The 25,531-nt window shown below is 38.7% G+C and carries 22 protein-coding genes; 2 read left to right on the forward strand and 20 right to left on the reverse strand.

Features of this window, described 5'->3' with window-relative positions; all coding sequences use genetic code 11:
• Nucleotides 1-3: 3 nt before the first annotated feature.
• Nucleotides 4-993 carry a UbiA family prenyltransferase gene (locus tag AAFF35_RS17775; RefSeq protein ID WP_342327869.1) on the forward strand — a complete coding sequence of 330 codons (990 nt, stop codon included), beginning with the start codon at nt 4-6 and terminating at the stop codon, nt 991-993.
• Nucleotides 994-1,002: 9 nt separating this feature from the next.
• Here the strand turns inward: AAFF35_RS17775 and AAFF35_RS17780 are convergent, their stop codons facing one another.
• The 4 genes from AAFF35_RS17780 to AAFF35_RS17795 are packed head-to-tail and all read right to left on the reverse strand — an operon-like array spanning nt 1,003 to nt 4,582.
• Nucleotides 1,003-1,434 carry a hypothetical protein gene (locus tag AAFF35_RS17780; protein WP_342327870.1) on the reverse strand — a complete coding sequence of 144 codons (432 nt, stop codon included), beginning with the start codon at nt 1,432-1,434 and terminating at the stop codon, nt 1,003-1,005.
• A 3-nt stretch (nt 1,435-1,437) separates the two neighbouring features.
• A complete protein-coding gene (locus tag AAFF35_RS17785; protein WP_342327871.1) occupies nt 1,438-2,877 on the reverse strand; it encodes a GMC oxidoreductase in 1,440 nt (479 codons plus the stop codon).
• Nucleotides 2,878-2,891: 14 nt separating this feature from the next.
• Nucleotides 2,892-3,890: a UbiA family prenyltransferase gene (locus tag AAFF35_RS17790; RefSeq protein ID WP_342327872.1), complete on the reverse strand. Its 999-nt coding sequence runs from the start codon at nt 3,888-3,890 to the stop codon at nt 2,892-2,894.
• Between the two features lie 11 nt (nt 3,891-3,901).
• On the reverse strand, nt 3,902-4,582 hold the full coding sequence (locus tag AAFF35_RS17795) for an HAD family hydrolase (RefSeq protein ID WP_342327873.1): 681 nt from the start codon (nt 4,580-4,582) through the stop codon (nt 3,902-3,904).
• A 63-nt stretch (nt 4,583-4,645) separates the two neighbouring features.
• On the opposite strand from AAFF35_RS17795, the gene AAFF35_RS17800 reads away from it, so the two are divergent.
• The gene (locus AAFF35_RS17800) at nt 4,646-6,277 is read left to right on the forward strand and encodes a glycosyltransferase family 39 protein (protein WP_342327874.1); all 1,632 of its coding nucleotides are present in this window, start codon (nt 4,646-4,648) and stop codon (nt 6,275-6,277) included.
• On the opposite strand, the gene AAFF35_RS17805 is transcribed toward AAFF35_RS17800, so the two are convergent.
• The 16 genes from AAFF35_RS17805 to AAFF35_RS17880 all read right to left on the reverse strand — a co-directional run bounded on the left by AAFF35_RS17805 (nt 6,278) and on the right by AAFF35_RS17880 (nt 25,501).
• Complete coding sequence (locus AAFF35_RS17805; protein WP_342327875.1) at nt 6,278-7,132, reverse strand: beta-1,6-N-acetylglucosaminyltransferase; 855 nt, start codon at nt 7,130-7,132, stop codon at nt 6,278-6,280. It abuts the gene before it with no gap.
• Nucleotides 7,133-7,244: 112 nt separating this feature from the next.
• Complete coding sequence (locus tag AAFF35_RS17810; protein ID WP_342327876.1) at nt 7,245-8,120, reverse strand: hypothetical protein; 876 nt, start codon at nt 8,118-8,120, stop codon at nt 7,245-7,247.
• A 182-nt stretch (nt 8,121-8,302) separates the two neighbouring features.
• On the reverse strand, nt 8,303-10,000 hold the full coding sequence (locus tag AAFF35_RS17815; protein ID WP_342327877.1) for a GMC family oxidoreductase: 1,698 nt from the start codon (nt 9,998-10,000) through the stop codon (nt 8,303-8,305).
• Between the two features lie 2 nt (nt 10,001-10,002).
• On the reverse strand, nt 10,003-10,578 hold the full coding sequence (locus AAFF35_RS17820) for a gluconate 2-dehydrogenase subunit 3 family protein (RefSeq protein ID WP_342327878.1): 576 nt from the start codon (nt 10,576-10,578) through the stop codon (nt 10,003-10,005).
• A 234-nt stretch (nt 10,579-10,812) separates the two neighbouring features.
• Nucleotides 10,813-12,123: an oligosaccharide flippase family protein gene (locus AAFF35_RS17825; protein WP_342327879.1), complete on the reverse strand. Its 1,311-nt coding sequence runs from the start codon at nt 12,121-12,123 to the stop codon at nt 10,813-10,815.
• Between the two features lie 394 nt (nt 12,124-12,517).
• Nucleotides 12,518-13,930 (reverse strand): hypothetical protein, encoded by a 1,413-nt coding sequence (locus tag AAFF35_RS17830; RefSeq protein ID WP_342327880.1) that lies wholly within the window; start codon nt 13,928-13,930, stop codon nt 12,518-12,520.
• Nucleotides 13,931-14,375: 445 nt separating this feature from the next.
• On the reverse strand, nt 14,376-15,179 hold the full coding sequence (locus AAFF35_RS17835) for a glycosyltransferase family 2 protein (protein ID WP_342327881.1): 804 nt from the start codon (nt 15,177-15,179) through the stop codon (nt 14,376-14,378).
• 11 nt (nt 15,180-15,190) lie between these two features.
• A complete protein-coding gene (locus AAFF35_RS17840; protein WP_342327882.1) occupies nt 15,191-16,333 on the reverse strand; it encodes a glycosyltransferase family 1 protein in 1,143 nt (380 codons plus the stop codon).
• A 24-nt stretch (nt 16,334-16,357) separates the two neighbouring features.
• On the reverse strand, nt 16,358-17,527 hold the full coding sequence (locus AAFF35_RS17845) for a glycosyltransferase (RefSeq protein WP_342327883.1): 1,170 nt from the start codon (nt 17,525-17,527) through the stop codon (nt 16,358-16,360).
• A gap of 9 nt (nt 17,528-17,536) precedes the next feature.
• A complete protein-coding gene (locus tag AAFF35_RS17850; RefSeq protein ID WP_342327884.1) occupies nt 17,537-18,733 on the reverse strand; it encodes a glycosyltransferase in 1,197 nt (398 codons plus the stop codon).
• A gap of 13 nt (nt 18,734-18,746) precedes the next feature.
• Nucleotides 18,747-19,361: an acyltransferase gene (locus tag AAFF35_RS17855; protein WP_342327885.1), complete on the reverse strand. Its 615-nt coding sequence runs from the start codon at nt 19,359-19,361 to the stop codon at nt 18,747-18,749.
• A 120-nt stretch (nt 19,362-19,481) separates the two neighbouring features.
• A complete protein-coding gene (locus tag AAFF35_RS17860; RefSeq protein ID WP_342327886.1) occupies nt 19,482-20,792 on the reverse strand; it encodes an O-antigen ligase family protein in 1,311 nt (436 codons plus the stop codon).
• A 194-nt stretch (nt 20,793-20,986) separates the two neighbouring features.
• A complete protein-coding gene (locus AAFF35_RS17865) occupies nt 20,987-23,137 on the reverse strand; it encodes a Wzz/FepE/Etk N-terminal domain-containing protein (RefSeq protein WP_342327887.1) in 2,151 nt (716 codons plus the stop codon).
• 23 nt (nt 23,138-23,160) lie between these two features.
• Nucleotides 23,161-23,841, reverse strand: a complete 681-nt coding sequence (locus AAFF35_RS17870) for a TolC family protein (RefSeq protein WP_342327888.1) — start codon at nt 23,839-23,841, stop codon at nt 23,161-23,163.
• Between the two features lie 80 nt (nt 23,842-23,921).
• Entirely contained in the window at nt 23,922-24,998 is a 1,077-nt protein-coding gene (locus tag AAFF35_RS17875) for a sugar transferase (RefSeq protein WP_342327889.1), read from the reverse strand.
• A complete protein-coding gene (locus tag AAFF35_RS17880; RefSeq protein ID WP_342327890.1) occupies nt 24,998-25,501 on the reverse strand; it encodes a response regulator in 504 nt (167 codons plus the stop codon). Before AAFF35_RS17880 ends, AAFF35_RS17875 begins: the two co-directional genes overlap by 1 nt.
• Nucleotides 25,502-25,531 lie beyond the last annotated feature (30 nt).

Below are 25,531 nucleotides of genomic sequence, written 5' to 3' on the forward strand. Positions count from 1 at the left end.
CCGTTGAATTTTTTAAGAATTATAAGATCTGCAGAATGGTGGGAGTATAAATTACCTCCTTTACTGGCTATTGGTTATGCCACAGCTCTTAAAGCGGATGGCTCCTTAACCGCTGTTATCCCCCACCTTTTATTTCTACTGTTCTCTTTAATTATTGGTGCAATCTATGTGAGTATCATCAACGACATTACCGATATAAAAGTTGATGCTGCAAGCAATAAAAAAAACAGAATGGCTGGTGTAAATCCAGCAATCAGGTGGATATTTCCAGCCATCCCCCTGCTTGCCGGCGGACTTTGTGCTTACCATCTCTATCCCGACCGGTTGTCTATTGTCCTGTATCTTATCCCCTGGATTAGTTTCAGTCTTTATTCTATTCCACCTGTAAGGCTAAAAAACAGGGGAATATGGGGAGTCTTCGCAGATGCCTGCGGGTCACATGTTTTCACCAGTCTGCTGATGATTAGCAGCATCAGCTTCGTCACAAAACAAACCATGGACTGGCTTTGGTTCATAAGTACAGGGATATGGGCATTATGTTATGGGATGAGAGGAATTTTATGGCATCAGTTCTATGACAGGAAAAATGATATCCAGGCAAAGATGAATACTTATGCGGTAAAAGTCGAGCCTAAGGATTTTAGGAAAAAAGAGGTCCTGATATTTATAATAGAGATGCTGGCAATTGTCATCATGTTGTTTTCGATTCAGCAAGTACTCGCTGTAGCGTTTTTATTGCTCTATCTGCTGGTTGCCTTTAGCCGATCTAAACGCCTTTTTTATGCCCCGGTCCTGATTATTGCTCCGGAAGGAAAACCTTACCATATACTCATGGCAGATTTTTATCAGGTATTTCTTCCACTTTCTCTGTTGATTACCGCAGCAATCACGCAGCCCTATGCCTGGATCGTATTGACCGTTCATTTCATCCTGTTTCCGCAAAAAACGCTAACGGCGCTTAAGGATTTAAAACCTTTTCTTTCTCGTAGGTAAATAACAGTATTAAGGCTCGCCAACCTGATCCGCAGGGTAAAGCGCAAAAGAAAAGGGATTAGGTACAGGACTTTTATAAGGGCTATACAAACCCAGATAATGAACCGTCTTGCGCTCATCTGTTTTATTTATAAAAAAATCACTGGACAAAAGATAATATTTTATCAGTTCAAGAATCTGATCTGATTTTTCCCAATTGAAATTCAAATAATACATCGTTTTCCATTTAAGCCTTGACACCAGGTTATTTTCCGTTGCATTAAAGTAATCGTCTACATATCGGGATACACTTCCTGGTTCCAGTTTCAAATAATTCAACTCCCGTTCAATGAGCAATTGGGCATACTGCTTTACATCCGGAGAAAGGAGGTATAAAGATGCCGGAACCACTACACTCCCCGCTGCAAGTCCTGTTAACAATAAAAATTTCCTGCGTTTCATAAATTAAAATGTTTTATCTGCTGCAAATAATGACAATGCGGATAACGTTAAGGTCGGATTGGAAGCACTAAATGTAGTAAATGCGCCCGCCCCTAAAACAAACAGGTTCCGATACTGATGATGAATCAGGTGCTTGTCGACCACCCCAAGTTTAGGGTCATTGCTCATCCTCGTTCCACCGATAATGTGTCCTTCATTAGGAAAAGGCGATAAATATTTCAGCTTTTCAACCGGCAGACAGGATAAAATTTCCGGCAGTTTTTTCTTCATATTCTCAATTGCTTTCAATGTGTATGACGACCTCTCCGTAAAATGAACTTCCGGCACCAGTTTATCAGCAGAGTTGGTAATGTAATTCGTGTCTAATGGCAGGTCTTCAAATAACAAACGAAAACTAGCGATGTTCAGCCATTTACCCCGCTCCAGTCTGATGTAGTAAGGCGCATTACTAACCTCCATTAAACAGGCGGCAAAATCCTTTCTATGATCACCATCATAAAGCATATATCCATTTGCATTTACCCAGGTACTTCCACCAACATTCTTCATGTTGTCCAGATAAATCAGGACCTGCATTCCCAATTGTTCTCCAAATCCACGGCCTGTTAAAGGGTTCTTGTCGCCCGCATTCAACAGAATATTGGTGTTAAAAAAAGGATTAGCGCCCAACACAATAATTTCAGCTGAAGCTTCCTCTTCCTTACCATCTCTGATATAATAGGCTTTCCTGGCAATATCACCCTGTAGTTCAAGGCTATACACCTGAGCTCCATAGACAACAGTTACCCTTGGGTCGTTATATACGTTTAAATTGGCATTCTCTATCGTAAATTTGGCATTTACCGGACAGGTATCGCAGGTGCTGGACGCCATACATCCGTTCCTCCCTGTTGTTGCACGGCTCGCTCTTGCGGTAGGCTGACTGATGTATTTATTCCCATAGGTCTTATGCAATATTTTGTCTACCAAACTAAAGGAATGTGCTGGCAAAGGATATTTGCCTGTTCTTGGAAATGGCGTTCCTTCAGGTCCCGATACCGACATCAAATCCTCTGCTTCATAGTAATAGGGATCCAGGTCATCGTAATCAACCGGCCAGTCCTCCCCAACGCCAAAAAGACTTTTCATTTTAAAGTCAGAGGGCATAAATCTGGGTGTACAACCCCACCAACAATTGGAACAACCACCATAACCAGTAGTAAAAGGCCACCTCTTTTCCGGGTTTACATTCTTAATTGCCTGCTCCCAGGGCTCTTCAAATTTCTGATAGGGGGAGAACTCCCCCTTCTTCACTTTAAGGCGCTCAGCATGAGGATAGAAGTACCCACGTTCTAACACCAGCACCTTCTGATCTCCTTTTGCTTTTGAAAGGTATTTTTTTAGAAAGAAACTGGAGGCAAAACCTGTCCCTACTACGATTAAATCATAACTCGTATGCTTCATTTATTTTAGTACAATTAATAATTATTCGCATTCTTCAGGAACCAATACAACCATGGAACATCAACAAACATCAATACGCAAAGCATGATGGTAAACAAGACCAGATAGAGCATAAACCATTTTCTGGTATACAGTTTTTCGGAGCCCTGAACAGGTGAATCGTTCAACAAACCTATACGAAGATACCAGGAGAACAATAAAGCAAAAAAAGGAAAACTTAGCAAGAGCTCAATTCTGTCTTTAATCAGAAAGATTCCCATAAAAAAGGCACAGGTAATAGCATAAAAAAACATAGACACCAGTAAACTGTTTTCTGTATAAAACCGGAAAGACATCCGGTATTGACCCGCAATTTCCGGATTTGCGATCAGTCTGTACTCAGCGAAGCGTTTGGTCGCCATCAAAAACGCGCCTCCCATCCAATACGCAATAATGATGCTCACCGGCGGAAGCGTATTAATCCATTCAAGGTCCCATTTGCTATCCGGGGTACCTAATGCGGGGCTAAAAATAAACCAGCCTGCGGCAAACCTTAAAGGGTTATTAACCGATTCACTTAAGACATCCAGAAACACCCGGTCTTTACTTCTGAAAGGCTTGACATTGTAGATCAGCCCCATAATCAATAGTAAAGCAGCAGTACAAAGAAATTTGAGCGAGATGCAATAAGCCAGTCCAAGTCCTAAAAGCGCAAGAATAACGTACTCTGAATAAACAATAACAGGATCAATGGATTTAACTACTGAGGACCTTCTCTTTTTCAAGGGATGGTATTTATCAAAGCCAGCATCCAGGTATTCATTAATCACGTAATTTGCCGAAGCCACCAGGCAAATGCTCGCAATGCCAATAATAATGCGAAAAACAAGGTCAGTACTAAAAGGCGTATGAAAGATCGATAAGGCAAAAAACATTCCCGGCGCCATAAAAAGATTTTTCACCCAGTTGTCTGGTCTGGCAATGGCAATATAATCTCTCAAAGTAGCCCTTTCCCGGACTTGATCATTGGTCATAAGTTAAAAATTTATATTCCTGATTTTTTAAGTTTTTCTAAAAGCTGGCGATAAAAATAGGGACCGGTCTTTTTATCTATTAATAAAAAGGGAATTCCCGCAACCCTGGAACATTCACCATCCAGTTCCTCCCGGTCTCCAATAAATAAACAATTCTCCTTGTTTTTTATTCCCATTTTTGATAAGATATAGGTCAATCCATTTGGAAGAGGTTTTAAAGCATTTATTTCAGTCTGGGTAGAACTGGCCACTAAATCCACTCGAATATCCATTTTCTCCAACTTATTTTTCGCTTCATAATCTGAATAAACTGCTGTCGAAATCCCCTGCTTTTCCAATTCTTCAAAAAAAGAGTGGATACCAGGGTAGCTGCACTTCCGCAGGTAGCGGTTTGGAAAATCAAAAATCCATTTGTTTATGACCCGCTTAACTTCAGCTAAAGAGGAGTCTACCTTATTTAAACACCATTGATATTGCGCTTCCTGAATGTTCTTCTGTTGAGAACCGGCATGTTTTTCGCGTTCCTTCCTAAAATGATATAGAATGAGAATATCCTTATACCTCCAGGGCCTGAGCAGGTAATAACCGATAAGCGCTAAAAACATTTTCTTTCTTAACTTCAACTGATCATAAAGGGTTCCATCAAGGTCAAAAATGATGATTTCCAAGGTTTTCCAAGGTATTTTCTCCACAATCACTTTATTTTTTAGTAAAATTATTAAAAAAATCGATATTGCAAACGTTATCTGCTACAAATGAACATGCAACTCCGCACCTACTTCAGTGACGAAAAGAAAAAATGGATTTTTATACTAAAAATTTGTATGGTCGCCGGGATTTTGATCAGGTTTTATCATTTTTTTTATAATCGCTCTTTATGGATGGATGAAGTATATCTTTCCAGCAGTTTATTGAAAACAAATTACCTTGACCTCGCAATGAAACCACTCTATTATCAGCAAAAAGCACCTCTGGGCTTTTTATGGCTGGTCAGGTTTATGGTAGAGACATTTGGAAATATGGAATTATGTCTGAGAATAATACCTTTGGTTTCAGGAATTGCCTCGATGTTTTTATTTGTTCCTGTATCCAGGTATTTCCTGTCACAACCAGGAGCTGTACTAGCCACTGGAATATTGTGCCTCTCCCCCGCCCTGATTTACCACAGTGTAGAGATCAAACAATATTCAACAGAATTGCTCGCAACCATTCTTTCTCTTTATCTCTTTATAAAATACAGTCGGACAAAGGATGTCAAAAATATGTTTATCTGGAGTATCTCCGGCGCATTGATCCTCTGGTTTTCTTACTCGGCAATATTTATTCTGGCCGGTATAGCAATAGGGCTAAGCTCTTTTTATCTGGCTACCAAAAACATAAAACAGTTTTCGATCAGTACCATTCCATTCACAATCTGGCTCATTAGCTTTGCCGTAAATTATTTACTGTTTACTCATAAACATGCTGAGTCTGAATGGATCGCCTACTGGTTTAGATCATATCATAATTTTATGCCCTTTCCTCCCAGCTCATTTGCAGACATAAAATGGTTTTTCATCAACATCTACCGGATGATGGATTATCCATTGGGCTTGTTATGGAATTTCAACAGCATTTCCTCTGTTTTCGGCATCTTAGTCAAATTGCCATTTATACCTATTACTTTATTATTGGCAGGAGCCTACGCTTTTATTAGAGGAAGTAAAACCAATGCACTGGTTATTTTTGTTCCGGTCCTATTGACGTTCATCGCTTCAGGATTGGAATTATATCCGTTAACAGAGCGGTTCTGGGTATTTATTTCTCCTGTATTTATGCTGATGATTGCCAATGGTTTTAGTCACATCGCTACAAAATTCCGGTTCGGAAAATTGACGGTTCCGTTTTTTTTACTGGTGATGACGCCGGCGATCATACAATCTGCAGCTTCCATGATCAGGCCTGAACAGTTTTATGTCCATAAAAAATCTTTTCAAAGGGAAGCATTACTATTTGTAAACCGCAATTACCGTGCAGACGACGCAGTATATGTGTACTGGAATAATTTACCTGGCTACAAATTATATAAATTGATGTACCCCTTAAAATACACCGCCATTGAAGGACAAGATCAACGTAAATCTGCACAAAACTATGTTGACTATTACCGGCGATTAAAGAGGGACTTTAGTAAATTTTCTACCGGTAAAAGAGTATGGTTAATTTATAACACGAGGTTCTTAACTGACATTGGCGATCGCATAGATGAACCTTTCTGGTATTATAAAGACAGGAAGACCCCTACGGATCATCTTTTGGAAGAATTCAGGAAAATGGGCAGGCCAATCAGAAAATTTGTGAGCGCTGATGTGAGTGTTTACTTATTTGAGTTAAATAAAACCAATTGATCAACGGGTATGCTGATCGATTTGATCCAGAAGACCATCACTGACAGGCGCATCAAATTTCCTGGCAAAAAACATATTTGAGTTGAGCATCGAAGTCAGATCTTCCAGTTCCAGTATTTTAGGATTAGCCTTTCCTTCCGGAAAATGGATATATCTCAGATTATCGTTTACAATCTGATCTTTCAACGGTGAATTCAGCAGAATAGTCGGGATGACAAATTCGTCTGTTCCCCAGCAAAATTTCAGGAATTTGTTCAACCCGTTCTTCTGGTTAAAAAATTCCGAGAGATAGGTAGCACATTCATGGTTAAGCGTCCACCAGCTGGCTTTGCTCCCCCCATACAGCTTCAGAGACAATGGAAACTTCCGAAGGGGAAGCACCTTATTCATCACTCTTTCCATCAAATATCTTCCAAAAAAGTTGAAGTCAGTGAGGTGATACTTTTGATACCGTTGAATGGCATTACTCCACCAGTCAGACTGCTCCTCTGTTTCGTAAAACACAAATGACTTCTTGCTGTTATTTACAAGAAAGTCATAAAGTTCTTCATTCTTTTTCAGAGGATAGTCCTGAGCACTTAACAAGTTATAAAAAGAATAACGCTGATCATTTGACAATACCTCTTTTAAAGAATTCAGCATGGCTTCTAAGGTGCTATGTCCACCCCAATTACAAACAACCCTATGGTGTATAAAATGAACCCCCTTAATTTGCTTTAAATATAAAAAATTTTCAATATCGATTTTTTTATCAATGTGGATATAGAAATCAAACATCTCATGTTGCATTTTCCTGATCAGGCGTTCCAGCTGTGCAGGATTCTTATGCGCGATTATAATATTAGCTATACGCATGAAAATCTAATTAAAGTAACTTTTAAATTGAATAACATCCTGTTTTATTTAGAAACAAACCTTTTATAACAACATTTTTTTATCCTTAAATTTCAAAAAATTTAAATCAGCATCAAGACTTAGTCTTTACTGCAAACAACAGCTCTTTATAAGAAGCTAAGCGCACAGGATTGCGTAAAATGACCTGCAAACTTTTCCTCAAACCATACATCCAGTATTTCTGAGCTAAAGCCAGCACTGCCTGTTCCAGAATCAGGTCATCTTCTACTTTCTTCTTCGCTTTATAAGTTAAAGCTCTAAAATAGCTTTTTTCCATTAATTCACTGATTTGATTAGAGAACAAATCAACGATAAATGCATCCATTAAAGTCTTTTGCCTTTTACCCCAATAATGCAGTACAATTTCTTCAGTTGGGATAATTGTCGTCGTTTTCTGTAAAATTAATGCAAATGCCAGTTGCTCACTAATAAACCAATGAGAATTCGCATAAAACTCATCCGTAAGCTTAAATACATCAGGAATACAGGCAGAGAATGCAGCATTCAATCCTAAAACTCCTGAATTCCAGCTATAATCATATTTACTAAAACGCTCAGTTCTGCTGTTGATCACAAAATCCCGACCTGAGATATAATTAATAAATGCTTTGGGATACTTTCCCTGATTGAAAGCGCTAAAATGCTGCAATCCTTCTTCAAAGTTATACTCCCTTTTGTGCATAAAGCTTATTCCTTCCGAAAATCCATTCAGCATCTTTGTGGGATTCCCAATAAAAAAAGTATCGGAATCAATAAACAACAACTGTTCAACAGGGTATTTTTTAAAAGTCAGGTCTATAACACCTACTTTCCGACGGTGAATATAATCCGAATCTCCTAACATTTCCAACAGTAATTCTTCGGTCAGCATCACGTACTCGATCTCTAAATGACTCAGATACTGCTTAAAAAATGACGGATCATCTGTATAAACTATGGTCCTGATCATTTTTAGATCCGCTTTATCAGACCAGGAGTAAAAACTTAAAATTGAAAATATTGCTCTTTGATACTCTGATATTCTTCCATAGGAAAGCAGTACTAAGTTCTTTTTTAACATATTGGAGGCAGGCGATTTGATCATTTATCTAAATGGATTTCCTAAATACGTAGTCAAATTATAAGCCAAAATTACAAGCCACCATTTCTCAACTGACGGGACGCAAAATCACAGGCTCTGGCCGTGAGTGCCATGTAAGTTAATGAGGGATTTTGGCAACTAGAGGAAGTCATACAACTTCCATCGGTAATGAAAACATTTCTTGCCGCATGCACCTGATTAAACTTATTTAAAACAGAGGTTTTCGGATCGTGCCCCATACGGGCAGTTCCCATTTCATGAACTGTTGTTCCACCCGGCTTTTTGTAATTAAAGACTTCAACCCCTTTAAAACCTGCATTTTCTAACATTTCAGCAGAAGTATTTTGGATATCGACCATCATCTTGTTTTCATTCTCTTTAAAAGAGAAATCAATTTTGAGGAGTGGCTGCCCCCATTTATCTTTTTTCAAATCATCCAGTGCAACTCTATTCTCATAATAAGGCAGGCATTCTCCCCAGCCGGCCATCCATATGGTCCAGTCGCCGGGACTAGTCAGCTGAGCTTTAAAGTCCTTTCCAAATCCATTCAGATTATGAGACCTGTCTAGCCACTCCTGCCGCTCACCATGTCCTTGAATATTATATCCCCGTTTAAAATCAAGTTCCTCTCCATCCTTCAGGTTTCTATACCTGGGAATTAGAAAACCGCAAGGTCTTCGTCCTTTATAATATAGCTCTTTAAACTGGTCATGAAGACCATAGGCACCTGCAGAAGAATGATGATCCATCAGATTGTGTCCAACCTGGTTGCTGTCATTCCCAAAGCCGTTTGGAAAACGAGGAGACACAGAATTTAACAAGAGCCCTGCAGTAGCAATCGTTGAGGCGTTTATAAACAGGACTTTCGAATAAAATTCATAGACCTCATTGCTCAATGCATCAATGACCCTCACCCCTTTCGCTTTTTGATTTTCCGGATCAAACAAGACTTCGGTAACAATAGAAAAAGGTCTTAAGGTCAGGTTTCCAGTTGCTACCGCTGCCGGTATGGTCGAGCTATTGCTACTGAAATATCCACCAAATGGACAGCCCCTGTGACATAGATTCCTGTTTTGGCAAGGTCCGCGATGATCCCAGCCCCTGGTTAGATTGGCGACTCTGCCAATCGTCAGTAGTCTGTTATACTCATTTTTTTTCAAAGAGTCCGCCAGATGTTTCTCGATACAATTTAACTCCATAGGGGGCAAAAATTCCCCATCTGGTAACTGCGTCAGATTTTCCTTCTGGCCACTAACTCCAATATAAGATTCTACATAGCTATACCATGGTGCAATATCCTGATACCTGATCGGCCAGTCCACGGCAATATCTTCTTTGAGATTGGCAGAAAAATCAAGGTCGCTCATGCGGTAACATTGTCGGCCCCAAACCAGGGAGCGTCCACCTACCTGATAACCTCTCAACCAGTTAAAAGGTTGCTCCTGAATATAAGGATGATCGGCATCGCTTACATAAAAATGCTTGGTAGAAGGATCATAAGAATTACTTTGTACCGGATCAATTTCTCTGTCTTTCAGGGTATTGTTAAGACCGTATTTGAAATCCCATGGATTGAGGTTCGCCGTTGGATAATCTTTAATGTGTTCCACATCCCTCCCACGTTCAAGGAGCAGGGTTTTAAGTCCTTTCTTGCAAAGTTCCATCGCTGCCCAGCCACCGCTGATACCTGAGCCTATGACGATCGCGTCGTAGGTGTTTAGCTCTTTTATATTCCCGCTTATATACATAGTTACTTGGTCGCCCAGGATTTTTGATTTGGTTGTAAAGGAATGCAGGCATTGTAATTAACGGGAATGTAATCATAGGCCAGCCCTTGGGTTGCCCCCTTTTCCGACATACAATATCCTTCAATGGTTAAATCTCTAAGCGTTAAGTAGAAAGGCTCGCCAAAAAACTTATTGTTAATTCTATTTAAAATCCGATAGGAAAACCCAGCATGCTGTGCAAAATAATCAAAGACTTCTAATCGCTCTGTTGCACTGCAATCCAGGAATTTCTTCCCATAATTATTGATGGAATATGCTTCCAAATCTTTAACCCCAGTGCAGAACTTATTTTGCTTCTTAATGTCCATACAGTTCAGCAGCACATTTATAATATAATCCGGTACACCTGCAGACTTTGCCCCCGGAGTATCTGTCTCGGGAATAATGAGCTCTGCAAGTTCTCCTATAATATCCTTTTTGCTCCATAAAAGCGCAGGATCAACTGGTTTGGTAATGTCTATCCATTTAAAAACAGAAAGTGAGGCCATGCCCAGACTCCCCAAAATTAAGGCGCTTTTTAAATATGTTCTTCGGTTCACTGAACTTCAATTATAATTAATCTTTATGCCGGTCGGTCCCCCCACCCGGGTCCTATTTAAAGAACATTTTAATCTTCTCTAAGATGTCTGTATGACGGTTCATTTTCACAGACTTCGGCAATGCGGAAAGCAATGTTGCATAATGATTATCGCAAGCTAATATTACAGAGATCTTATTACTCATTATTTTGTATTTGTTTTACATATAAACTTTCCAGGTTACCTCATTTTTTATCATCCCTTACTTAATAGCGCTTTGCTCATCTGCTTTAAAAATACAATTATTTCTTTATAGCCAATGATAAACATGCTCCAAAAGCTAAATTTCGAGTATTTATATAAGGGATAGTACGTCATTAAAATCGCGATCAGCGTTGGGAATATAGAGGCAATAGCAATGGTATAAACAGAATGGTAGAGAGAAATCCCCAGGAAGACAGTGGAGATATTCACGGCCAGCATCACCAGAATTTTATAAAAATTCACTTTAGGCTGATGAATGACATCCAAAGCCAGTGCAAAAAAGCGGTCTGCAGGATAAAGAAGTGCAATGATCATGAACATCCTGAAAAGGTTTGGTGTCTCGTTATCGATATAGCCCTTTCCGGCAATAAGACGAATAATAGGTTCAGCAAAGACAACTGCCATAATGACCACAGGAACCAGGGCGATGGTTATCATTCCAATGAATTTTTTAAGGGTGTACATCATTTCCTCTTTTTCCCCCCGGTTATAATACGAGGAAAGAATCGGCATTCCAGTTGCGCCGAAACTGGAAAGCGGAATTTCAATCAGCTGAGTGAGTTTGCCGCCAAGATTATACATCGCCAATGCAGCAGGTCCGATCAGGAAATTGATCACAAAAGTGTTCGTCACACCAAACAGGTTGGCGCCAATATTGGTTCCCATGCTATATTTACCAAAATGAAACAGCTCTAAAACCGTTGGCTTTTCTGCATTTTTGATCGATCGGATCATCGTCCATTTCAGTATAAAAACCAAAATCCCCGACACAAAATAGGAAAGACAATAACCGCCAACAACGGTATCAATTGACAGTTTCCCCATTAAGGCCAAAATAAAAACGATTAATGTGAAAGAACCCTGGGTCATCACCCTTAGCCACAACAAACGATCAAACCTTTTGTCGGCCTGAACCACACAATTCGCCATAAAAGTGGGCAAGGTCATCACAGAAATGATAGAGAAGTATTTTAAAAACAGAACCAATCCTTCATTACTCACATGACTCGCGATGAAATAGGCAGGAATATTTAACAAAAATAGAAACACCGTAATTAAGAGAGCGATCACCCAGGAGGCACCTGCAACCGCCTCTCCTCTTTCTTTTTCTGTACCTGTGTAAAATTTCACAAAAGTAGTGGTTAAAAAGCCTACTCTAAGTGTATCAATTAAGCCTATGGCTGTCAAAAAGAAAATGTAAGTACCAATATCTGTAGCCGAAAGTCCGCGATACAAAATAGCAAGCGTAATCATACCAAAGCCTGCCATAACTGCATTTCCCAATAGAGATTGAAAATGCATATTCTTAAATATGGAAAACAGTTTTCTGAAGAGTGAGACCATTTATAATAGGGTATCTGTGGTGAAATTTAAAATGATAGGGATAAATTTAAAAATATTCATCTCAAAGATGTAGAATTAAAGCTTAGCATGACAACTCTCCGCAGATAAAAAATACTAAAATACATTTAACGATCTAATTTGTGATAAAAAATAGCCTGAACCCAGACTACAAACCGCAAATGCAATAAACAGACCAAATCAGCAAATGTCTCATTAAAGTAAAGCTTCAAATTGATCAACAGTGGAAGCCATTCCTAAAATCAACAAAAGCAATGCGAAAACCACTTTGAACAAAAAATCCCTCCAACCAAAAATGGCTGGAGGGATTTCCTTATATAAAAATTAACATTCCTTATTCAACCGCTCCTGCAGAAGGTTTAGAGGCAGATCTTGGGTTGTTATAGATATCGAGATTAATAGCAGGACTTACCGGCGACTGGAAATTTTGGCTGGCCAATGAAGCGCCTGAATTTTTTGCAGGTGAACTGGAATAGAGTTGCAATTGATTCTCATCCGCAATTCCTGCTTCTCCAGAAGATTTAAAATATTTATTATTAAAAGCATCCGGCGGCAGAGCTCCCATATCGTTCCAAATGAAATTGGTATTATTTTGCCCCACTAGTGTAAAGTTATACCCTAAATTATTAAAGATATCACACTTTCCACCTTTCAAACCGTACAAATCAAGTACCTGGGCAGGAAATGCTCCCTTAGGTAATAAATTCCCACAGGTGTTATTAAATACCTTCGCATTCACGAATGTGGTTTTGCCTGACATGATGTTCCTATCGAAAGCTTGTAATTCAAAGGCGCCGTATTGTCTGGAGTTAATCACGATATTATTAAAAATCAAAATCTCTTTGGGAGAGGTTCCGATACTATATGCCCAGGCACGGATGGCATTCCCCTGATGGTTTTTTATTTTATTATTATAAAATTTACCACTACCCTGTATATAAAAGATCCCATTGTGGTTGCTATTGTCCTGATTCACATCCTGAACGGTATTGTTGTGGATGTCGTAAGAATCCACATTCTCTAATGCCACAACGCTTCCTACACTTCTGGAGTTTTTAAAATTCACATAACCGATTTCTATATTTCTCACGAGACCGCTGATGGTACCATTCTCCACAGATCCTCTAAACCTCATCAAGGTTCCGGTATTCTCACAATCAATATAGAGAAACTTTAAATTCTTCGAATACGAACTTTCCGATCCGTTATAGATCTTTTGAGAATCATATTGTATGGCATTATACGTATTTACATTGGAGAAGGAAACGTATTTTAAAGTGAAATCATTAATGTCATTCCTCAATTGTATCGAGGCTCCATCCGAGCTTTTATCTCTAAAAACGAAACCTTTACTAATCCCCGGTGTTCCGTTACCGGAAACAGTAACATTTTTTAAGTTCGAAAGTGTCATCTGTCTGTTTCCGACCAATTCGACCAGACCGTTATTTAAGATAAATACAGCTGCATTTTCAACGGAGATATTAGAGATTTGGATGTCATCATAGGATCCTCCTTTAATCTTTATCACTGAATTCCCAGTAAGTTTCAATGTCTTTCCATCAATAGAAAGGTTTCCGGAACCTGTTCCTACTTCAAATATTTTAGCATCTCCAGGAATATTGGTCGTATCTTTCGGAGGTTTTGGAATCACCGGCACATCTACGACAGGATTTTCAACTTCAGCTCCAATGGAAGGATTCTTCTTGCACGCGCATAAAATAAATAATGCACATAAAATCAAATGCATTCTTGAGGTATTTACCATAAATTAAATATTTCTATTACAATCCCTTGTAGTCGCAATTTTAATAAATTTTAAACAAATAAGTGAGGGCAGCAAACCATGCTCCTGCTTTTGCTTTTATTCGAAAATGGCCGAAGCATTGATATGGGGAATATTTTCCTCGTTTTTAAGCAGAATCGGACTGTTAAAATAAATTTTATTATGACACTAAGATTACAATCCAAGATGAAAAAGCCGAGGATACGCGCTAAAGAATGACAGGCAGATTAATTATTATTTAATATCCAATTAATATTGAGGAATATATTCCACACGTTCACATGCATAACCAGATTAGCATTCCACTTAAAAAAAAATAAAACGGGGAGATTTATAACCGAATGGCCAAAGACAGCGGGGTATGCGTTCTTCCCATCACAAAATAAAATTATTAACTGGAAATTAAGGACTATCCAAAAAGAAATTTCAGCCTTGCAAGGAACGCTTTAAACAGTCCACCCTGCTCCATCAAACGCCTGTCCGAAGTCCAGACCAGGGACCGGTTGGAAGTGATTTTATGAAGTTTTCCAAACTGACTTCTCAATTTAAGCGCCAGATAACCATCTTCGTTTGCATTTGGAGGATGGTTATAGCCCTCCACCAACAAGCCTTGTTCCTTTCTGTAAGCAGAACTACAGCCATAAACATACATTGCTTCGTCCTTATTTCTTTGCAATACTCCTTTGAAAATATCACCCATGGTTTCATACAAGAAATAGTTAAACCGATTCGATGGCCCCTCAGAAATAAAAGCAAAACGTCCGTAGGTACAAGCTATCGAATTGTCTTTTAAGGGTAACGAAAGTAAATCTACCCAATAAGGACTATAAATAGAATCCGCATCTGCATTCAGGATAATTTTCCCTTTAGCAGCCGCCAATCCCGAATTCCTGGCATGCCTTACCCCCTGCTCTTTTTCGATAATCCAGTTTGCTCCGGAAAGTTCTATTAATTCCTGAGTGCGGTCACTGGAATTATTATTCACTACCAATATCTCGACTTTCTGATTCGTAATCGTTTTAGACAAGGACCATAAGTTTTTCAGAATAGATCCTTCCTCATTGTAAGCAGGAATACTAACGGTTACGTCAGGCTCATCAGAATGAAGTTTCTGTATCCCTTCACGAATTTCTGCGACATGGTCTAAAAACCATTGCGCATCATATTTCTGAGCTTCAATATAAGAAGGGATTTTTAATGGTCTGATAGACATTGGTTCTAATTTTAGGAGATAGATAATGAATTATAAACCGAAAGCAACTGCTCTGCAGCTGATTTCCAGGTGAAATTTGAGGCCCTTTTAAGTCCTTTTTCTTTCAATTGAGACTCCAGTTCCTTGTCATTCAGGATGGCTATGATCTGATCTTTGATCTGCCGATAATCCAAAGGATCAACAAATAAGGCAGCATCCGACGCGATCTCTGGCATAGAAGAGGTGTTCGAGGTAATAACCGGCACTCCACATGCCATTGCCTCTAATAAAGGCAATCCGAAACTCTCTCTTAAAGAAGGATATAAGAATAACCTGCTGATATTATACAGCAGTGGCATCTCTTCAGAGGCAATATAACCCGGAAAAATAAAGTCCTTTTCAAATTGCTGCTTACCGAGCTTTGCCAACAGTTCAAAAACCAATTTTTTATCATAATCAAGAATGACCAGAGGCAAACCATCTGGGATGGCCTCCTTATAGTCAATATAGGCTTTGATCACATTAACGGTATTCTTTTTCGGTGCGGTATTCCCCAAAAAAAGGATAAAATCTCCAGGCAGATGATGATCTTTCCGGAAACGGTCTAACCGATCTGAGGAATAGGAGGTATTAAATTTCGGACTAACCGCATTGTAAATCACCTTCACTTTATCTTCCGGCAAATTTAACCTGTTTAAAATCACCTCACGCTCGTAATTGGAGACCGTGATGATCAATTTACTTTTATCGACGATTTTTGGCACCACGAATTTTCTATATAAATTACCGAAATTCTGGTAAGCAGTGCCTTTAAAATCTGTTTTTTCGAGATAGATAATGTCATGTAGCGTCAGCATCATTGGCACCGGTAAGCGCAATGCGGAGGTGTTACAGGTGGAGTGAAGAAAATCCAGGTTATCTTCTTTTATGGCTGCAGGTAAAGTGAATTGTTCCCAGGTAAAATAAGAACGTGCAGGAAGAGACCTGATCTTGAAATTCGCAGTCTCCGACAAGCACTTTTCATCCACATCTTTGCGTGCATAAAGAATGTACTCATTATAAGTATCCAGTTTCTGTAACTCACGGATCAGCTCTAAGGCTACCACTTCCATACCATGTTTCTTTTCCCTGAATATCCGTTGTACTTCTATCCCGATGCGAAGTTTAGTTTTCATCAATTTTCAATTAAGACCTGAGTTCTATTTACTTATTTTCTCTTCATAATAATGTTCCGTTGCCACAGAAATCTTATTTGCTTTTCTTACTTTCAATAAAGCCAGGAGCTGAAAATATATGAAAAGAGGTGCATTTTTCAACGACTTGTATATCTTTTCATCTGCTTTGAAATGTGACAATGCGCGAAATACGAAGGTAAAGAATACCGCGATCGCGACTACCCAATACAAAGCAAACAAGGGCATTAAAAATAAATCAGCAACAAACAGCAGAAAAGAAATAATCAGCAACATAAATAAGGGTGGCCTTACCAGAAGTATGCTAAATAAAAACTGATTCCAGTTTAATCTGTAAACAGATTTCAGCATCAGCTTAAATCCAAGATAAAGATATTTAAACCAGGTATTGATCCACCTGGAGCGCTGATTGACCAATTGATCCGTTTTTGCCGTTTTTTCATCATAAACAATCGCCTCCTCTGCAAAAGCAATCCGCTCTCCCCTATTCAGAATTTCATACTGAAGAATTTTGTCAAAACCTGCACCCGATATTTCATTTTTTTCCAGACATGACCGATATAGTTGCAAGGTAAAAGCCATTCCCGAACCAGACAATGCAGCCGAAGATCCGGCTTCGTACATCAGTTTCCGATCTACCAAACGGTAATAGATATCTCCCGCCTCATCCAGACAGGCATAGGTCGAATCCAGGTTCTTTGCAGCCCTGACCCCTTGCACAGCCTGGTAGCCTTGATCAAAGGCTTTATTTAAAGCATTAAAATACTCCGCATGAACAAGGTTATCACTGTCGATAATCGTTAAACGCTCATGTGCCCGTTCAAAACGGTCAATGGCATAAAAATGTGATTTTGTATTACTTGCCAACACTTCAGGGGGACGCAGGATCACCACTCTGGGATCATCAAACTTCAAACCACTGATGTCACAATTGTCCGCAACAACGTAAATAATATAACTCGCGTAATTTGATTTCAATATGGAGTCTACCACAAGTGGAATCAAAGTTACCTGCTGATAAGCGGTCACAATAACGGCATAATCAGCCTCATACACTTGTCCCGCAGGTTTCTTTTTTCCAATAAAACGGCCGGCGATCCATAAAATGAGCGGCATGATAAAGTGCAATCCGATCAGGACCTGTACTATTGCCAGAAGAAGGTATAATAAGTTCATTGCGTAGATTTATTGATGATCAATGGTCATTTGAATTGCCTGATTTATTTTTTTAATACAATTTTCCCAGCTATGGCTGGTGGCAAAAGTTTTTCTATCCTCCTGTAAAGTAACAGAATCTTCTGCCAATGCCCTTACAATAAGCGAAATATAATCTTCTTTTGAATCCGAAAGGTAGACGTGGTCCTTGAAAATATCCATTGCCCTCGTTGCTGTAGCTACTGTCGGTTTGCCCATGGCAAGATATTCATCCACCTTTCGTGGATAATTACCAATGGTCACCTGGTTCACCAACTGAGGATTGATGCATACATCAAAATACTGCATATATAGTGGGAGCGCGTCCATCGGTTTAATACCGGTAAATACCACATTCTCCAACTGATGCAGTTCGCTATTTTTAAAATCTTCATCTTCCGGCCCGACCAATACAATAGTCCAATCCTTCCGTTGTTCCGCAATATACCTGATCAGCGGAATATCCAGACGAATGCTCTGTAATGCGCCTACATAGCCTATAATAGGAGTAGTGATTCCTTTCAGTTCTTCCGGCTTCTCAGCGGTCTTGTTCTCTATAAAGATTTCCAGATCACAGCCCTGCCCAACATCATAGGAGTTATCATTGTAAGTTTTGCAGTAATCTGCCAGATAAGCCGAATTCGCCATGCAAATATCATTACCGGCAATCAGCAGGGGCTCCAGTCTTTCCCCATGTCTTTTCCAGTAATCAACGGCAAGCATATAATCTCTGGAATAGTAAATGCTCAAAAAAGGATTTAATAAACTGTTTAAATAAAATCCCTTGAATATCTCATTGTCATTAAACAACAGGTAATCTTTGAAATTGAGCTCCTCCATCCCTTTCAGAATACTACCGGCAAATTTTATATTATTACGTTTATTTAAATAATTAAACAAGGTTTTATTTTTAACCCAATTGATGGATTCCACCAAGCAGTCCGGATACAGGTTCCACAAGTTTTCCCCGATTTGGATTAAGGCCTCAGATTTCCCCTTAATCACTGCTATTCTCTTTTGAACTTTAGGATCTGCACCCTTTTTATAAAGCGTAATTCTGTCCAGAGGTGAGTTGACATATAATACCCTATTGTTCTTTGAAAGTTCAAGTGCTATATTTTTACAATTACTACCAATATCTGTATCCCAGGCCTGTTGCCCAATTATGATGATATCTCTACTGATCATTTGACAATTAAAATTATATTTTTTTCCATGACTGATCCTCCGCTGAATATTTTTTCACTATTCTGGCCGGGTTCCCTACAGCAACACAAAAATCAGGCACATCTTTCGTTACCACACTTCCGGCTCCTATTACGACGTGTTTTCCAATCCTCACACCCGCTGTAATCACGCTATTTGCACCAATCCAGACATCATCAGAAATGATAATTTGTTTACGTATTTCCTTTTGCCTGCTTGGAGGCAGGCTAACATCTTCATAACCATGATTTAATCCGGAAACCACAATATGCTGAGCAAGCATTACATTATGGCCAATCTTTACCGGGCCAATAACTACACTTCCAATGCCAATCATCGTATGGTTTCCAATCAGCACATCTCCTACGCCATTATTTATTGTCACAAAATCCTCTATTACCGATTTCTCTCCCAATTGGAAATCGTTAAATGGAAAAACATCCATCCTGCTGTTATACCTCACAATACTCCCCTTTCCCTTTTTGTGTTTAAAAGGGTTCAGGAACCACCTGACCCATAACCTCGGTCTGTGGTCATTCGCAGGTATTAACAAGCGATGCGCTAACTTTTTTAACCTTGGATTATTTTTAATTTTATCGATTATGGACATATTTATTAAAATCTAACGTTTATTCAACTTTCCAGGCATGTTATTTTTTCTTTTTTATTTGCATGAAAAAGGCAATGGCAAAACAGATCAGACCGGGAAGTAAAAAAATCTCAAATGGCATTATGTTTCGGGTTTATCGTCAAAATTAGGACTCAGGAAAATAAAAGCAAGACAAATAGATACCACCAACGAAGAAGGCATCGCATTCATCACCTCATTTCCATAACTACAAAAGAATATCCCTGCGCAGGCAGACATCATCGCGATCATTTTATACCTTAAACCTTCGTTACGGATGTTCCATATGATCCCGCAGCATTGCCCCAAAATATACATGATCATACAAAACCAAATGGTGAATCCTACGATACCATACATTGCCCAGATTTTCACCCAGTAACTATCGGGTTCTACCGTAGATAAGTACTTGTCTCTATTGTATTCTTTCCCCCAGGTCCCGATGACCCCCAATCCACCTCCAAATGGACGCGAGGCGAGGTATTGTCCGATGATTTTCTGGTTGGCGATCCGCACGTTTAAAGAAGCCTCCTTTGGATCTAATGCCGTGCGTAGCCGATAAATCTGATAATTCCCATTTCCAATATAAGTATATTTAAGAAAACCAATAAACAGCAATGCAACGGTCAGCCCGGCAAACAATACTTTGATATTTTTGGTAAGAAAGATTGCAAAGAATGCCCCAACAATTAAAGCAAAAAAAGCACCCCTCGTTCCGGAGATCAACATTCCATAAAAAAAAAGACCAGCAGCAGTTAACAAAATTAACCGCTTCCACCACTGGTAAGGTCCAACAGCCAATACAATCGCCATGAGTGTAAATGAGGCCTGAGATGCACCAAATTGTCCCGCATCACTATAGAAAGAGAACACCCGGAGAACGCCCCATAAAACATGGGTAATTTCGCCACCTTCTGTTAAAAAGCGTTGTTCACCTGCCGACAAGCCTATAAACTGCTGCTTCAGCCCATTTAAAGTTGCCAGAAAAGATAAAGACAGTATGACGATTAAAAACAGATCTAGCTTTTTTCTGGAATTATACAACAAAAAGACCAGTGGTATAATCAAAATTGGAAAAAGTCCGGTGCTTCTGATTTCCTGCAGCCAGCCCATTACACTTGCTCCTGCAGGATTGATGATTTCGGCAAAACTAATGAGGAACCAAATCAACATGAGCTTTGTTAAATTGTTATTGAGGCTTTTCCAATTGAATTGACGGTTTAAAATAATTACTGCTATCCAAATCAGCAACAGGAAAACTTCGATGCCAATCCCATAAGGTATGCCTCCGATCTCCCGGGCAAATATCCCGAAAACAAAACAATAAACCGTCAATGCAGTAAGGCCTATTGACGGATCTTTAAATAGAAAAATAATGAATATAACCATCAATGCCCCAACAATTAGTATCATTGGAGCTACCGGTGAAGCAAAGGTTAAAAGACTCACAACCAGTGAGAGTAGCAACCCGAATACAGAAAAAATCACTGTCCGCCACGTTTGTGATAAGGATGATAAAAATCGGATCATTGTGATCGTTATAATGTTCAGTTATTTTCGAATGGCAAAATTTTAAAAATTTAAAAAAACCACTGATATAAATATGACTACTTTATTTTATGCAATACGATCTTATTAAGAACCCAACCGATAAAACCAGGTCGTTCTTGAATATAATCCACCAACTCTTTGTCCTGATCTGCGATCGGTTTACCAGATTCAAACACGGCAATATTATTTTCGGTAAACAGCAGCCATTCTTTGGCAATATTGACATCACGTAAGCTATTTACATCGATGATAATGACATCAAATTCTTCCCTTAACACCTCGAAACCAGCTTTTAGGTTTTTCGCATTCTGCATTTCAAGCAGCGAAGAGTTATTATCGTTCTTATTCAATACCGTAATCAAATCTTCAGTCTGAATCTGTCGCTTTACTAAAAACGTTTCAAAATCCTGTCGTAAAGCAAGTTCTTTGGAGTTTGATTTTACCACTTCTGTTTCTCCGCCAACCAATAAAACTTTCTTGCCAATCATCGCAAATGCGTAAGCCAAGCTACTCGATATAAAAGATTTCCCTTCTTTGTCAGTCAAACTGGTTACCCCTAGAATTTTAGTATCGTCTTTTTCAAAAGCATTTGAAATTTCAAACCTTAGCGACCTCAACAAATCCCGGTAAGCTGTATATTCCGGATTGTTCTTATTATCACTCCAGATATTCCGCATGCTTAGGTCTGTATTGTTCATGTAATTCAAACTCCCTAATACGCGCGATTTAGTAGCCGCTTCCAATTGTCTTGCATCACGAATGTTATTGTCCAAAAGGAACAATACTACTATCCCGGCAAAACAAACAAAAAAACTTGAAATTCCCGAAAGTGCAACATACATAATCCCTTTTGAAGGCAAAGCAGCACCTTCCAGTCCGATTTGAGCCAACTGAAGTTTCAGGGCAATATTTTGCTCGGTTCTGGTCTGGTTATAGGAATCCAGGGATGCCATATAGTCTTTTGTCGCCAGTTCCGCATCGCGCTCAAAATTCTGAATCCCGGCATCAAACGGAACCATCGTATTGTATTTTGCTTTTAACATCGACAATTCATTGTCAATTGACCTGATGCTCCCCTTCGCCTGACTCACTGCTGTCTCCAAAGCAAGTTTCTGTTGAACCAGTCCTTGTCTTGAAGCTTGTGGGTTAGTTACATTATCATCAGATATTCTGCTACTTAACCGATCAATGATCCTGGATAAAGAATCCATCTTTTTCTTTTCACTGACCTTAAAATTTCCATCGATATAAGCGTCATTGGCAATTTTCAGCTGATTCTTCAGATTTACGATCTCTTTATTATCTACCGTGGAGTTTCCTCCTGAAAAGTTATCACGGCCTCTGAGTTTGGCATCAATATCGATAATGGCATTCTGATTAGATTGAATCTCACGAATGGCCTGAGCTTTACGTTCTTCATTCTGAGAAATCTGTGTATACACAATTTCGGATTGCTTATCCAGATTCAGTACCCCATTCTTCATCTTAAATTCTTTCAGGGCTGCGTTCTTTTGATTCATCCCTGCTTCCTTCTTTTTCAAAAGAGAGTCTAATAATTCTATTGAATTATTCTGATTGGTATTTACATCTACGCCATAGTTATTGATGAATTCTATAGATAGCGTATTCACCAGGAATGCAGAAAGCTTAGGGTTTTGTGAAATATAATACACATTGATAAAGTCACTGTTATCCGGTCTGTAGATGCTGAGTTTCTTTTCGAGATCCTCCTTATTATAGCCCATAGAACCCAGGATATCGTAAAGCTTATACTTTCCTTTGTTATCAGCTACGGTAATTACCCGCTTGGTCTGTAATTTTTCTTTAAAAAGCTGGATCACCTCCTGACGTTGGTTATCATTGAGAGAGTCTACTTTTTTACTATATGGAGTAAAAGAATCTTTTGGGTTTTCAAGGTCATGCAGAATTAAATTATAAGAAAGAATGCTCATGATTTTTCTCATTTTCATTCTTTCAATAATATTGGAAAACTGCTGGTTTATTTTGAAGAAATCAGCATTCTGATTCCCTGCAGCGACCACCTGTTTAGATTGGTCTACCAACCCTGTTGCAATCTGAGCTTCTGAACTGTATTCTTTTGGAAGATTCTTTACTAGAAAAAAAGTGATGACAGCTGCAGCTACCGGTACCAGTACCAGCAGCCATTTATATTTGTTCAGAAGTTTTAAAAATGCTTTAATATCCATTATAAGGTTTTAAAAATAATTATCTATTTTACTTCAGAAAGTTTCACCCCTATGATTTCCTCTAATGCATCCTTCGCACCTAATAAATTTACCTCAGCCTGAATTTTTGAAGTGTTGGCATTAGTAAGATTTATTCTTGATTGATTATAGGTATCTAATGTAATCTCTCCTTTTTCAAATTTATACAACTGGTTATCAGCAACATTCTTATTGTCCTGAACACTTTGGGTATAAATTTTCAATTGACTTATTTGTTGAATATAAACATAATATCTTTTCTTTACCTCAACAGCAAGTCCCAGTTCATATTCTTCGGCCTGATACTGAGCAATTTTATAATCAGATTTAGCTTTTTTTGCAGCGAAAGGTTTTTGAAGAAAAGAACCCAGGTTAACGTTAATTCCAAATTGAAATCCATTTACATTATAAGGGTTTATCGGATCAAGAACTGTTTTTTGCTGAGGTCTGTAGAAGTAAGAACCGTTAAATATATCAAGGTAAGAAAGTGCAGTAATAGGCAGCTCAGCCTTCGCTTTTACCACAGTTTCATTCATGGCCTTTCTTCTTGGATAATTTTGTTTTGCAAGAGCGATATATTTCTCTAAGTCAGCATATTTAATCTCTCCGATGATGGACTCCTGAGCATACGTACTGAAATTTATAAATATTAAGGCTATTAATGCTATTTTAAAAAGGTTTTTCATGATTCAATATGTTTAATGGAATTTTGTTTAAGCGTTTATTGTATGTTTAGTTTAATAACAGTATTGGGAATAAAATGTGGTTACACCTCTTCCTTTTGAATCAAGGCAGGTATGGTTTTCAATATGATCTTTAAATCAAGCAGAATCGAATAATTATCCGCATAGTAATTATCCAGTTCTTTACGTTCTGTTTCAGACATGTCTTTCTTCCCACGTTTACTGATTTGCCATAAACCGGTTAATCCGGCAGGGCCCAGAAACCGCGTAGACCATTCATTGGTGGTCAGTTGTTCCGCTTCATATAATGGCAATGGCCTGTTCCCTACCAACGACATATCGCCAATGAAAACATTGATCAGTTGTGGCAATTCATCAATACTTGTTTTCCTTAAAAAGGAACCCAGCTTGGTGATGCGGGGATCATCCTTAAACTTCACAAAAGCTGCTTTACCATTCTTGTTATCAGACTCACTGGCGTATTGATTGAGGTCGGCCATCGCTTCTACCATTTTATCAGCATCACTTCTCATTGAGCGAAACTTGTAAAAATCGAAGATCTTATAACCTGCGCCCACCCTTTTACTTTTATAAATTACAGCTCCTTTAGATTCGAGTTTAATAAATATGGCGACTACAATAAAAACCGGGAATAAAAATAATAGCGCCATTCCTGAAGCAATCAGGTCAAATGCACGTTTTGCCCATGGGATCTGGTATTCAACTTCTACCTGTTGTGCCAATTCCATCAATTTAGGTTTGATCAACTTAAATTTAACTAAAAAATTAAGTCTTTCACAGAAGTCTTCCAGAGGAAATGGATAAGTATAATAATCGTTAACTTTTAAATCCAAAGCCTTTTTTCTCCAGTTTCGGTCTTCTTTAATGCCTAAGAGCACAATAATAAGCCCCTGTAATAAAGGGTTCTTTTTTATTTCTTTAATCTGGTCAAAACAATTTTTATTGTCATCGACCTCAATTAAGATGATATCAGGTAAAGTCAATAAAGACTGTTGATCAAGATAACGCTTAAAGTCCTGTGGGTCATCCATATGGTCCACATTGGCATCAAACTCCTCCGCTATGACTCCTTTAAGGAGTTTTCCAAAATGTACAATTTTGGCGTTTATTTGAGGGCGGTTAATTATAGACGTTGTCATTATGCTATGAGTTGAGCAATTTGAGATTTTAAAACTGCGGGGTTAAAAGGTTTCTCGAGGTAGCTATCTATTTTAAAAGGCATTTGCTTTACTTTATCTGCAAGATCTTCTGCACCGGACAATAAAATCACGGGAGTATTTCTGTAAAAGCCACTTAATTTAAGATTTCTGATCAGGGTACTGCCATCAAAATAAGGCATCATCAAATCGGAGATGATAAGATCCGGATCATTCCCCTCCTCCAGCCATGCGATGGCTTCGATTCCACTCTTCTTAATGATCAGATCATAATCTGAAGCGAGAATGAAACTCAACAATTTAAGAATGCTTAGCTCATCATCGACGATCAGTATACTTTTTTTATGATCCGGTTTACTTTCCATGTATTCTTTACTATATTTTTTTCCTGAACTCCAGGATAAAAGTTTGTCCAAATAGTGAGAATTCGCTGTTTCAGGATCCTCGGTGGTCATTGTGCTGCTAACGATTCTATCTGTAAACATAATAATTTTTTTCTAGTTAAACCTCTAATT

It is taken from the genome of Pedobacter sp. FW305-3-2-15-E-R2A2 (assembly GCF_038446955.1).
Taxonomy (GTDB): Bacteria; Bacteroidota; Bacteroidia; order Sphingobacteriales; family Sphingobacteriaceae; genus Pedobacter.